The organism is bacterium (genome assembly GCA_027622355.1).
Lineage (GTDB): Bacteria > UBA8248 > UBA8248 > UBA8248 > UBA8248 > JAQBZT01.
In genome coordinates this window covers 1-11,124 of sequence record JAQBZT010000064.1, presented here as the reverse complement: position 1 = coordinate 11,124, position 11,124 = coordinate 1, and the positions used below count along the sequence as shown (strand labels likewise).

The 11,124-nt window shown below is 62.3% G+C and carries 12 protein-coding genes; 1 reads left to right on the top strand and 11 read right to left on the bottom strand.

Features of this window, described 5'->3' with window-relative positions; genetic code table 11:
• Nucleotides 1-93: 93 nt before the first annotated feature.
• A complete protein-coding gene (locus O2807_05600; protein ID MDA0999978.1) occupies nucleotides 94-891 on the bottom strand; it encodes an aspartate dehydrogenase in 798 nt (265 codons plus the stop codon).
• A gap of 138 nt (nucleotides 892-1,029) precedes the next feature.
• Between O2807_05600 and O2807_05595 the strand changes: the two genes are divergently transcribed.
• Nucleotides 1,030-1,713, top strand: coding sequence for a Crp/Fnr family transcriptional regulator (locus O2807_05595; protein ID MDA0999977.1), 684 nt, complete (start codon nucleotides 1,030-1,032; stop codon nucleotides 1,711-1,713).
• Between the two features lie 12 nt (nucleotides 1,714-1,725).
• Here the strand turns inward: O2807_05595 and aroC are convergent, their stop codons facing one another.
• The 10 genes from aroC to hisC all read right to left on the bottom strand — a co-directional run bounded on the left by aroC (nucleotide 1,726) and on the right by hisC (nucleotide 11,106).
• On the bottom strand, nucleotides 1,726-2,805 hold the full coding sequence (gene aroC, locus O2807_05590; GenBank protein MDA0999976.1) for a chorismate synthase: 1,080 nt from the start codon (nucleotides 2,803-2,805) through the stop codon (nucleotides 1,726-1,728).
• 21 nt (nucleotides 2,806-2,826) lie between these two features.
• On the bottom strand, nucleotides 2,827-3,369 hold the full coding sequence (locus tag O2807_05585; protein MDA0999975.1) for an AAA family ATPase: 543 nt from the start codon (nucleotides 3,367-3,369) through the stop codon (nucleotides 2,827-2,829).
• Nucleotides 3,366-4,361, bottom strand: a complete 996-nt coding sequence (gene miaA / locus O2807_05580) for a tRNA (adenosine(37)-N6)-dimethylallyltransferase MiaA (GenBank protein MDA0999974.1) — start codon at nucleotides 4,359-4,361, stop codon at nucleotides 3,366-3,368. The genes O2807_05585 and miaA overlap by 4 nt, the downstream gene beginning before the upstream one ends.
• Nucleotides 4,362-4,386: 25 nt before the next feature.
• A complete protein-coding gene (locus tag O2807_05575; GenBank protein ID MDA0999973.1) occupies nucleotides 4,387-4,923 on the bottom strand; it encodes a macro domain-containing protein in 537 nt (178 codons plus the stop codon).
• Between the two features lie 54 nt (nucleotides 4,924-4,977).
• A complete protein-coding gene (locus O2807_05570; protein ID MDA0999972.1) occupies nucleotides 4,978-5,358 on the bottom strand; it encodes an integration host factor subunit beta in 381 nt (126 codons plus the stop codon).
• Nucleotides 5,359-5,485: 127 nt separating this feature from the next.
• Nucleotides 5,486-6,376 carry a signal peptide peptidase SppA gene (sppA, locus tag O2807_05565; protein ID MDA0999971.1) on the bottom strand — a complete coding sequence of 297 codons (891 nt, stop codon included), beginning with the start codon at nucleotides 6,374-6,376 and terminating at the stop codon, nucleotides 5,486-5,488.
• Nucleotides 6,377-6,415: 39 nt separating this feature from the next.
• Nucleotides 6,416-8,221: a 30S ribosomal protein S1 gene (locus O2807_05560; GenBank protein ID MDA0999970.1), complete on the bottom strand. Its 1,806-nt coding sequence runs from the start codon at nucleotides 8,219-8,221 to the stop codon at nucleotides 6,416-6,418.
• Between the two features lie 142 nt (nucleotides 8,222-8,363).
• Nucleotides 8,364-9,092: a (d)CMP kinase gene (cmk, locus tag O2807_05555; protein ID MDA0999969.1), complete on the bottom strand. Its 729-nt coding sequence runs from the start codon at nucleotides 9,090-9,092 to the stop codon at nucleotides 8,364-8,366.
• Nucleotides 9,089-9,955: a prephenate dehydrogenase/arogenate dehydrogenase family protein gene (locus O2807_05550; protein MDA0999968.1), complete on the bottom strand. Its 867-nt coding sequence runs from the start codon at nucleotides 9,953-9,955 to the stop codon at nucleotides 9,089-9,091. The genes cmk and O2807_05550 overlap by 4 nt, the downstream gene beginning before the upstream one ends.
• A 38-nt stretch (nucleotides 9,956-9,993) precedes the next feature.
• Nucleotides 9,994-11,106 (bottom strand): histidinol-phosphate transaminase, encoded by a 1,113-nt coding sequence (gene hisC / locus O2807_05545; GenBank protein MDA0999967.1) that lies wholly within the window; start codon nucleotides 11,104-11,106, stop codon nucleotides 9,994-9,996.
• Nucleotides 11,107-11,124: the final 18 nt, after the last annotated feature.

Here is an 11,124-nt window from a genome sequence, read left to right as displayed (position 1 = left end):
CGCCGCGGGCCAACCGGGGCACTATAATGATTTTAAACACCCGGGCGCAAGCTCGGCCCCAGAGGCCAGATCGGTCCTTTTCCGGCCGTATTTTCAGGTCCCCAGCACCAACGCCTGCCCATCCCGCCGCAACAGGGCCAGATCCGAGAGATAGGCCAAAACCGCCGTCCGGTGATTTTCCGATGGAACGTTCTCCACTCGGACATAAAAGCTCCCGAACTCCCCCTCCACCTCAAGTTCGTGAATGTTCCGGTCAACCGTGGGATCGCAGATGATCCGCATTTTCGTCCGCACGGGCCCGATGCCCGCCATGCTGACCGCGGCCGACACATTCACATTCGCGGGAAACCCCCGGCAAGCATCGATCGGGCTGCCCTCGAAAATCACCGTGGGTTCGACAATCTCATCCACATCAATCTTGTGCTGCAAAAGAAAGGGGGCGCCCCGCAGGCTTTTGGGCGCCTTGCGCGTCGTCATCGTAACCGCGTCCACCCGCCCCATGGATGCCCCCTTCAACCCATCCAGACCGATCATCGCCCCCGAGGGTATCCGGATCTTCGCCCCGTTCGCTCGCGCCAACTCCACAAGATCGGGCCGCTCCAGCAGTGCGCCCACGGAATTGACAATGACATCCTTGCCCCGGGGCAGCACGGCGCGGCAAATGCTCTCCACCGCCGAGGACTGGGCAGCTTCCAGCACAATGTCGGCGCCCTCGGCCACGCCATCCAAGTCGGTCATTTTCGGCGGATTCTTCAGACCCGAGAGAAACGCCGGGAGCGTCGGGTCGGGAAGCGTCGTGGCCACTGGAATCTCGACATCGATCTTGCCCTCATCCGCCGCCCGCACCACGGCCCTTCCTATCACCCCCAGCCCCACGATCCCGAGCTTCATATAAACCTCCTGAAAATGCGCCCCGAAACCCAGATTTAAGGGTTTACACAGCGGGCGCCGATATATAGTGAAATGCAGGGATTGCTGTTAGATTCGACAAGTAGCCACTAGACATAGCTGATTAAAAGAGGAATCTCAATGGCTTACGAATCCCTGCTCTCCCAAATTCCCTTTTTCTCCCAGCTTTCGCCCGAATCTATCTCCGAACTGTCCCGCCGCATCAACCGGCGGCGCTACGAAAAAGACCAGATCATTTTCCACAAGGACGACCCTGGCTCCATGCTCTATATCATTCTCTCCGGGAAGGTGAAGATCACCCTTCCCTCGCCCGAGGGGGAAAACGTCATTGTCGCCATTCTCTCCACCGGCGACTTCTTCGGGGAACTTTCCTTGTTCGACGGCGAATCCCGCTCGGCCACGGCCACCGCAACGGAAATCTCCGAAATACTCACGCTCGACCAGAAAGAGTTTATCCACTACATAAGCGAAAACCCGAAAGTTTCCATCAATATCCTGGCCGAACTCAGCCGCCGCCTCCGGCGGACCGATGAACTATTGAGCGACGCCGCGTTCTGCAGCCTCGGCGCCCGCCTCGCCAAACGGATACTGGAGCTCTCCGAACGCTACGGAGAGAAAATTTCCCCGAAAAGTACGCGCCTGAATCTCAAGCTCAAGCAACAAGATCTCGCCGACATGGTGGGCGCCACGCGGGAGAGCGTCAACAAAATGCTCCGCGACTTCCGGTCCAAGGAAATTATCGATTTCCAAAAGGGAATCATCACGATTCTCGATCGCGACGCGCTGGAAATAGAATCGAACTGACCTGCCGCCCCCTCAACCTTCTCCGAACCGGCTCCCCAGATTCCGCCGCATATGATCCGCCAGGACAACCGCCATCATCGCCTCCCCGATGGGAACCGCCCGGGGAGCGACGCACGGGGCGTGGCGTCCCTCGACTTTTACCTGGGTCCGTTCGCCCAAGGCCGTCACCGTGTCCTGTGCCAGTAAAATCGAGGACGTCGGCTTCACCGCGAAACGGAGTACGATCGGCGCCCCCGTCGAGATCCCGCCCAAAATGCCGCCGGCGTGATTCGTCCGCGGAACGATGTTGCCGCCGACGGCATCGAAGGGATCGTTGTTTTCCGACCCCCGCATCCGGGCCGAGCGGAATCCCGCGCCGAATTCCACCCCCTTGACTGCGTTGATCCCCATCATGGCGGTTGCCAGCTCCGCGTCGAGCCGTCCGTAAATCGGCTCTCCCCATCCCGCGGGAACCCCCGTGGCGCGGACTGTCACTACCCCGCCCACCGAATCGCCCTCTTTTCTCGCTGCCATGATCACCTCTTCCATCTTTTTTGCGGTCTCGGAGTCGGGGCAGCGAACCGGGTTCTTCTCGATTTCCGCCGGATCGAAATCCTCCCCCTCCCAGATCACATCCCCGATCTGGCTCACGAAACCGCAGATGTCGATCCCCTCGCGCACCAGTATCTTTTTCGCAATGGCGCCCGCCGCCACACGGCCGGCCGTTTCGCGGGCACTCGATCGCCCTCCCCCGCGATGATCCCGGTGCCCCCACTTCGCCCAGTAGGTGAAGTCGGCATGTCCGGGGCGGAAAATATCGCGCAGCGGCTCATATTTACTGGAGTCCGCATCCTGGTTGCGAATGAGGATGGAAATGGGCGCCCCCGTGGTTTTCCCCTCGAAAACGCCCGAGAGGATTTCGGCCTGGTCCGTCTCGTTCCGCTGGGTGGTCACGCGGCTCTGGCCGGGCCGCCGCCGATCGAGGTCGTACTGAAGGTCGGCCTCTGAGAGCGGCAGTCCCGCCGGACAGCCATCCACCACAACCCCAATGGCGGGGCCGTGGGACTCCCCCCACGTTGTGAAGCGGAAAACCTGGCCAAATGTATTCGACATGAAAAATCTCCTTACCGGGCTTTACCCGCCTCGCGCCCTTCTGCCGAGAATCCGGTCCGCCGCATGCTTCGCGGCTGCGGCCGGGTCCGCGCCGTCCGGATTGTCCACCACAATGTCGGCGAGCGCTTCATACCTGGGCAGACGCTCCTCCAGGATTTTCCGTAGCGCCTGTGCCGGGTCCGCCTCTCCGTCCAGATAGGCGGGCCAGCCTTCCGCCTCGATGCGCCGGAACAGGGCCTCGGCCGCTACCCGGATATATACCACGAGGTGGCCGCTCAGCTGATCGGGGGCGGCACCGTGAAGCGCCGCGCCGCCGCCGAGGGCGAGGACCAGATTCTCCTCCCCCAGGGCCTCGCCGAGCAGGCACTGCTCCAGCGCACGGAACGCCTCCTCTCCCAGGCGCCTGAAAACCTCGCGGAAGGTGACACGCTCACCGAGAATTTCCCCGCCCGCCGCCTCAATCCGCCGATCGAGATCATCGAAGGCATATCCCAGACGCTCGGCCAGAAGCGGCCCGATCGTGGATTTCCCCGCACCTTTGAATCCCACCAGGATGATATTCAACCTTTCTGCTCCCGCCCGCGCAGAGCGCCGGCCGAAAAAGCGGACAGATACTCCAGAATCAACGCTGTGGCCTCATCCAGCGCCTTCTCCCGGCCGCTCTCAGACATTTCCAGCCAGTGAACGCCCTCCACCTTCCGGAACCAGGTACGCTGCCGCTTCGCGTAGCCCCTGTGCAGGCGGCAAATGCGGGCGACCACCTCTTCCTGATCAATTTGTCCCCGGTGCAGCGCCAGCGCGTCCTCGTAGCCCAGCCCCTCAAAGGCGGGTGAGCCGCTCAGCCCGCGATCGGCGAGGAAGGCAGCCTCCTCCATCATCCCGTTCAGGAGCATCCACCGGATGCGCTCCTCGACACGCGCCGCGTAGGCCTCCATCGGCCAATCGAGGCCCAGATAGCGCGGCCGGGTAAAGCCCGCGACCGCCGCCTCGGCCTGAAGGGCGGAAATGGGCCGCCCGGTCACCTCGTACACCTCCAGCGCGCGGATCACGCGCTTGCGGTCATTCGGATGGAGACGGGCCGCGGCCGCCGGGTCGCTCGCCGCCAGCCGGCGATGAAGGGCCGCCGGACCTTCCCGTTCCGCCACCTCCTCCAGCCGGGATCGCAGGGCCGGGTCCGCCTCCGGTCCCTCGAACAGCCCCTCCAGAAGCGCGCGAATGTAGAGGCCGCTTCCGCCCACGACCAGGGGAAAGCCCCCCCGGGCATAGATGCCCTCCAGGCAAATCAGCGCCTCCCGTGCGTACCGGGCCGCGCTGAACACCTCCTCCGGGGCCGCCACATCGATCATGTGATGCGGAACGGCCGCCCGCTCGAGGACCGAGGGCTTGGACGTGCCCACGGAAAGCTCCCGGTAAATCTGCCGGGCATCTGCCCCCACGATTTCCACCCGGACGCTCCGCTCGGCGAGGCGGCCCGCAATCGCCACGGCCAAGGCGGATTTTCCCGTGCCCGTCGGGCCGATCAGGGCGATAACGGGCCTCGAATCGCGCCGCTCCATTTTCCGAGCCTCCAAATTCGGGCCCTCAGTTGGCCTCAATATCCCTCAGTACGCCGGAAAAGGCGGCCAGATCGGCATCGCTGAAGAGGACAAATTCCACGGTTTCGACCGTCCCGGAGGCGGACGCCAGATGGCGCGCCGCGGCCGAGAGCATGCAGCGTGCCGCCGCCTCGGATGAAAATCCGCCCACACCGGTTCCAATCGCGGGAAAGGCCACATGGGAAATACCGAATTCCTCGGCCCGCCGCAGACTCGCCTCGGTACAGGCCGTGATATGTTCCGCCGAGGTCCGCAGGTCCTGGCCCATACCGGCCGCGTGGATCACATAGCGGGCCGCGAGGTTTCCGCCCCCGGTCACGATCGCTTCCCCCACCGGGATGGGGCCTTGCGCCATGGCTTCGGCCTCGATGGCGGCGCCGCCTTTTTTCTTGATGGCCCCGGCAACGCCCGCCCCCATCCACAGATGGTTGTTGGCGGCGTTAACGATGGCGTCCGCCCGGCTTTCGGTGATGTCGCCCTGGGAGAGAATCAGCCGGCCGCGTCCAATCGGTTTTTCAGGCATGGAACTTCTCGAAGCGGAAGAACGCCGGGGAAAGCGAGAGGAAATGGAAAGGGGCTAGGAAACGCTGGAGCCGGGATACCCCTCTGTCACGGTTGCGGCGGCTTCCGCGCCCGCAGACGAGCCGTCGTTGCTGGCAAAGCCGCCGGGCGAAGCCGGAATGTTGCTGTCCACCAACTCCCGCAGCTCTTTGCCCGCCTTGAAAAAGGGTACCTTCTTCGGGGGAATCTGGACGGTGTCGCCCGTACGGGGGTTTCGTCCATCGCGGCTGTCTCGCTTGCGCACACGGAAACTTCCGAAACCCCGCAACTCGACCTTATCGCCTTGCGCCAAAGACTGAATGATACTTCCGAATACGATGTTCACAACGCGTTCGGTATCTTTTTTTGTGAGATTGATCTTTGGCGAGATCTTCTCTACCAATTCGGCTTTGGTCATCGGAGCCACCACCCTCCGTGCTGAATCAACGCTCGGGGATTTCCCCCCGAACCACTCCCTGGCCAAGAAGATCCGCAACCCGGGCGCATTCTAATTACCGAGGCAATTTCAATTTCTTCCGTAAGATTCACTTCCACATATACTGTAGCACGGCAGGGGGAGATCCCAAAAGCGCCGGTCCCTCACCGCCGAACCAGGAAATCGCGTTTCGCGTCAGCTTGGTCAATAGAGTGAGCAATCCTTCCCGCGGCGTCAACTCCACGATGCGGAAACTTCCGGTAATCCCGGCAAGCCGGGCGGCCTCCACCCCCGCGTCCTGCTGCGTTCCCAGTCGATCCACCAGCCCCATCCGCAGGGCCCGCTCACCGCTGAAGATGCTTCCATCGGCCAGCTGGAGAACCTTTTTTTCCTCCAGCTTCCGGCCCAAGGAAATCGCCTTCACAAACTGGCGATAGGTGTCGTCAATGAGATCCTGAAGAATCTTCCGCTCCGCCTCCGTCATCTTCCGGAGGGGAGAGCCCAGATCCTTGTGCGGCGCACTTTTAATCACGCGGAAACGTATGCCTATTGTATCAAAAATCTTTTCCGTGTTGGGAAGCACCATGACAACCCCAATGCTTCCGGTGATCGTCCCCGGATTCGCATAAATCCGATCCGCGGCAACCGCCACATAATATCCACCCGAGGCCGCGACCGTCCCGAGGGAGGCCACCACCTTTCGGCCCATGCGGCGCAGACGAAGGACTTCCTCATAAATCTCCTGCGTCGGGCCCACCGCCCCGCCCGGGCTGTCAATCCGGAGCAGCAGGGCCTTCAGCCGCCGGTTGCTGCGGAACCGGGCCAGCGCCTTGAGGGTCTCCTCGGAGCCGAATATCCCGCCTTGGATTCGAATGAGGGCGATAGCCTCCGGGCCGCCTCCCGCCTGCCCCCCCCCAAAATCGGGCAAGCGGGTCAGACCATAGAGGACGAGAAATATCGTCAAAACGACCGCACCGGAAACCAGTACGCCGCGGCTCATCCACCGTTTCATCGCGAACACTCCGGCGGCCGAAAGAAACTACTCCGAATCAACCTTCACTTCTTCCTCGTGCACGGCCCCCGCATCGGTCACGACCGCAACCGCGTCCTCTACCGAATCATCGGTCTTCTCTTCAGGCGCAGGCGCCGGAGGCGGGTCCGCCCGCTTGATCAGCGCCTCCTCGCCGGTCGCTTCGCTATAGGCCCGGATGCTGAGACCGAGCTTGCGCTGTTCAGCCTCAATCTTGATCACCCGCATCTTGAAGACATCGCCGACCTGCACCACTTCCTCTGGTTTGTTCACTTTTTCGGAACTGAGCTCCGAGATGTGGACAAGCCCTTCCAGCTCATCTTCTGGCGCGGCGAAGACCCCGAAATTGGTGATCTTCGTGATGGTGGCCTCGATATCATCGTCCACGGCATAGCGTTCGTAAATATTTTCCCAGGGATCGGGAGAGAGCTGCTTGATGCCGAGAGAGAGGCGCTCCTTGTCCACATCGACGCTCAGGACCACGGCGTCGATATCATCGCCCTTCTTGAGGACTTCGGAGGGGTGCTTGAACCGATGGGTCCAGGAGATGTCGGAGATGTGGATCAGCCCGTCAATCCCCTCATCCAGCGCCACAAAAGCGCCGAATTCGGTCAAATTGCGGATGCTCCCCCGCACCTTTGTTCCCACCGGGTAGTTCTTCTCGACCTGGGTCCAGGGATTTTCTTCGGTCTGCTTCATCCCGAGCGCAATCCGCCGCCCTTCCTTGTCCAGGTTCAGAACCACCGCCTCGACCGCATCCCCAATCGCCACCAGCTTGGAGGGGTGCCGCACGCGGCGGTTCCACGACATTTCGGAGATATGCACCAGCCCCTCGACGCCGGGCTCGAGTTCGACAAAGGCGCCGTAGTCGGTGATGGAAACCACCTTTCCACGGACCCGGCCGCTGGCCGGGTACTTGATTTCCACGTTCTCCCACGGGTCCGGGGTGATCTGCTTGTGGCCCAGGGAAACGCGCTCGCGCTCCTTGTCGTACTTGAGGACCACCACCTTCACCGTGTCTCCGATCGAAAGCATTTCGCTCGGGTGGCTCACCCGGCCCCAGGACATGTCGGTGATGTGCAGGAGACCGTCAATGCCGCCCAGATCGATGAAGGCGCCGTAGTCGGTGATGTTCTTCACCACGCCTTCGGTGCGTTGGCCTTCCTCGAGTTGGGAGAGCGTCTCGCGCTTGAGCTCGGCGCGCTCCTCCTCGAGAAGGGCGCGGCGGGAGAGTACGATGTTGCCGCGCTTGCGGTTGAGCTTGATGATTTTCAGATCGAAGCGCTTGCCAATGAATTGATCCAGGTTCCGCACCGGGCGCAGGTCAACCTGGGATCCCGGCAGGAAGGCCTTGAGGCCAATGTCCACCGTGAGGCCGCCCTTGATCCGGGCAGACACCTCGCCGGAAACAATCTCATTGTTGTCGTAGGCGCGGCTGATTTCATCCCACACCTTGATGCGGTTGGCCTTATCCTTCGAGAGAACCATAAGGCCGTTCTCGTCCTCGCGCTCCTCGACGAAGACCTCCACCTTATCTCCGGGTTTCAGCTCGGAGCCGCCCCGTGGAAACTCGAATCTGGAAACAATGCCTTCGGACTTGAAGCCCACATCCACCAGCACATAGTCGCCCTCGAGGCGAACCACGCTGCCATGCACGATCTCCCCCTCTTTCACGGGGTCGATCGTCGTGGCATACAAGCTTTCCATCTGCTCGAAGGTCAGCGACTGGGGATCCTTAGTGTCCGCGAGGGCGGAAAATTCTGCTTCAGAGAGGGCCGCCTCTTTCGGGGAGGCGGGAGAGGGGTTATCTGACATCTGGTTGATTTACCTCGTTCTTCCTAAAACAACTTTCGGTGAGAGAAAATAAAAAATCCACCCGGCGTGCCCGCGTGCCCGCCGAACGGCCTTTCCATTCCGAGGGATAGGCCCAAAATGGTACCCATCTGCGATAGAGAGGTCAAGAAACCCCAGGAAGGTCAATAAGTTCCCCATACACCTCGCGGACCTTCTCTAGCATGCGGGCCAGCACCTGGTCAATGGGCATCCCGGATGTGTCAATCTTTTCAGCATCTTGCGCTGGCTTCAGCGGAGCGATTTTCCGCTCCCTGTCGCGGCGATCCCGCTCCCGCAGATCGGCGGCCAGGCGCTCGGGATCGAAGGAAATCCCTTTTTTTTCAAGTTCCCCGAAGCGGCGCTGGATGCGGACCTCCATGTCGGCGTCCAGAAAAAATTTGAGCCGGGCCCCGGGAAAAACCACCGTCCCGATATCCCGGCCGTCCAGAACCGCTCCCCGCTCGCGGCCATAGCTGCGCTGGAAATCGAGAACCGCCGCCCGCACCTCGGGCAGCGATGAAACGCGCGAGGCCGCATCGCTCACCCTTTCTTCGCGAAGGCTCTGGCTCACATCCCGATCATCGAGCAGATTCTTCCACTCGCCCGCAACCTTGGCACTCTGAAAGTGAAGCGACCCGGCCTGCCGGGCAGCCTCCGCCGCATCATCGGGGCTGCCCCCTGCTTCCAGCACCTTCAGCCCCACCGCACGGTAAAGTGCCCCAGTCTCAAGATAATCCCACCCCAGGCGGTCCGCCAGGGCGCGCGCCATCGTGCTTTTCCCGGAGCCCGCGGGCCCATCCACGGGAATGACGATGCCGGCGCCGGAGGAGTCTTTCCCGCTTTGAGGGGTCATTTCCAGCCCTTCTCCTGAAGCCAGCCGTCCCGACCCTCTTTCGCCCGCCGAAAGGCCGCCTCCAGGGCCGCCCCATCCCCCCGCTCGACCAGCTGGCGAAGCTCGGCCAGACGGCCCTCGAACGTGCCTAGAGATGCGAGAAGGGCCTCCCGGTTGTCCAGGCATATCTCCCGCCACATCTCCGGGTTGCTCGATGCGATCCGCGTAAAGTCGCGGAAGCCGCCCGCCGCATAAGGGAGACCCTTTCCCTCCAGCGCCGCATTTACGAGAGCGTAGGCCACCAGATGCGGCAGATGACTGATATCGGAGAGTACCCGGTCGTGGGCCTCGGGTGAGATTAAGTCCACGTGGGCGCCCACCCCTTCCCAGAGCTTCTTCAGGGCCTCGACGGCCGATGCATCCGAGCGATCAGTCGGGGTGAGAATCGTCCGGTGATTCTCGAACAATTCCTTGAAACTTGCCTCGACGCCCGAATCCTCCGTTCCCGCGATCGGGTGCCCGCCGACAAATCGGACCCCGCCCAGCTCCATCGCCTCAACCGCACGGACAAAGGGCCCCTTGACGCTCCCCACATCGGTAAGAATGGCCCCCGGTTTCATCTCGGGGAGAATATTTCGCGCCACCTCGACAGCCACCTGCACCGGGGTTCCGAGCACCACGATATCCGCGCCCGCGGCCGCGGCCACGTGATCGGTCTCGATCTGGTCGACCACCCCGAGGGAGAGCGCCTTCTCGAGATTTTCCCGCCGCCGGCCCGCCCCGACGAAGCGCCCGACCAGCCCCTTCGCCCGGGCCGCCCGGGCCAGCGAGCCGCCGATCAGGCCCACCCCGATGATCGTCATCTGCCCGAAAAGTGGTTCCATTTTACTTGAACTATCTCCCGCAATTCATTGATATAAAACTAATTAATTTTTAAGATCTTGACCAGCGCATCGATCGCCCGCTGGTTCTCCCCTGCCGTTCCGATTGAAATGCGCAGGTGCCGTGGAAATCCATAGCCAGCCACCGGCCGGGCGATGATCCCCTCGCGGAGAAGCGCCTCGTAAGTCCCCTCGGCGCCATCGCCCACCTCCACCATGAGAAAATTCCCCTGGGTGGGTACGAAGGGCAGGCCCAGCGCCGCCAGCTCCCGGACGAAAAACTCCCGGCCCTCCGTGTTGGCCCGGACCGTTTTTTCGACATGCTCCGTATCGGAGAGTGCCGCCTCGGCCGCGGCCAGCGCCAGCGAATTCACGTTGAAGGGCTCGCGCACCCGCTCCATCTTGGAGATGACATCGGGGTGCCCCGCCCCGTAGCCCACGCGAAGCCCGGCCAGGCCATAGACCTTCGAGAAGGTCCGCATCGCCACGACGTTCGGAAACTCCCGGAAGAGCTGCGTCGCGTCAGGATAATCCTCCCGGGTGGCGTACTGAAAATACGCTTCATCTACCACGACGAGGGTGGTTTCGGGCACTCTTTCGAGAAAAGCGCGCAGCGCCCGCTCCCCCACCGCCGTTCCCGTCGGGTTGTTCGGATTGGCGATGAAGACCGCCTTCGTATCATCGCTCACCCGCTCGGCCATTTGCTCCAGATCGTGGGTGAACTCGCGCATCGGCGCCACGCGGATGTCGCAGCCGCTGAGCTGGGAGACGATGCGATAGACGATGAAGGCCCCCTCGGAAAACACCACCGAATCGCCCGGATCGAAAAAGGCATGCGCCAGAATTTCGAGGACCTCGTTCGTCCCGTTCCCGAGGATGAAATGCTCCGGCGAAAGCCCATGGTGCGCGGCCAGCTCCTCCTTGAGATAAAACCCCCCGCCGTCGGGATACCGGTGCAAATCGGGAATGGCCCGCCCGATGGCCTCCACCGCCTTGGGAGAGGGCCCGAGCGGATTTTCGTTCGAGGCCAGTTTGACCGAATCCGAGATCCCGAGTTCGCGCTCGAGTTCCTCGATGGGCTTGCCCGGCTGATAGACGACAATGTTCTCGACCGGCCGCGCCGCGCGGAAGGCGGGGGCCTCCTTCTTCGTCATTTTTCCTCCTCCGCCAGC

Excerpts from the sequence above, each read along its gene's own strand:
- O2807_05600 (MDA0999978.1), bottom strand. The coding sequence starts at position 891 with ATGAAGCTCGGGATCGTGGGGCTGGGGGTGATAGGAAGGGCCGTGGTG.
- O2807_05595 (MDA0999977.1), top strand. The coding sequence starts at position 1,030 with ATGGCTTACGAATCCCTGCTCTCCCAAATTCCCTTTTTCTCCCAGCTT.
- aroC (MDA0999976.1), bottom strand. The coding sequence starts at position 2,805 with ATGTCGAATACATTTGGCCAGGTTTTCCGCTTCACAACGTGGGGGGAG.
- miaA (MDA0999974.1), bottom strand. The coding sequence starts at position 4,361 with ATGGAGCGGCGCGATTCGAGGCCCGTTATCGCCCTGATCGGCCCGACG.
- O2807_05575 (MDA0999973.1), bottom strand. The coding sequence starts at position 4,923 with ATGCCTGAAAAACCGATTGGACGCGGCCGGCTGATTCTCTCCCAGGGC.
- O2807_05570 (MDA0999972.1), bottom strand. The coding sequence starts at position 5,358 with ATGACCAAAGCCGAATTGGTAGAGAAGATCTCGCCAAAGATCAATCTC.
- sppA (MDA0999971.1), bottom strand. The coding sequence starts at position 6,376 with ATGAGCCGCGGCGTACTGGTTTCCGGTGCGGTCGTTTTGACGATATTT.
- O2807_05560 (MDA0999970.1), bottom strand. The coding sequence starts at position 8,221 with ATGTCAGATAACCCCTCTCCCGCCTCCCCGAAAGAGGCGGCCCTCTCT.
- cmk (MDA0999969.1), bottom strand. The coding sequence starts at position 9,092 with ATGACCCCTCAAAGCGGGAAAGACTCCTCCGGCGCCGGCATCGTCATT.
- O2807_05550 (MDA0999968.1), bottom strand. The coding sequence starts at position 9,955 with ATGGAACCACTTTTCGGGCAGATGACGATCATCGGGGTGGGCCTGATC.
- hisC (MDA0999967.1), bottom strand. The coding sequence starts at position 11,106 with ATGACGAAGAAGGAGGCCCCCGCCTTCCGCGCGGCGCGGCCGGTCGAG.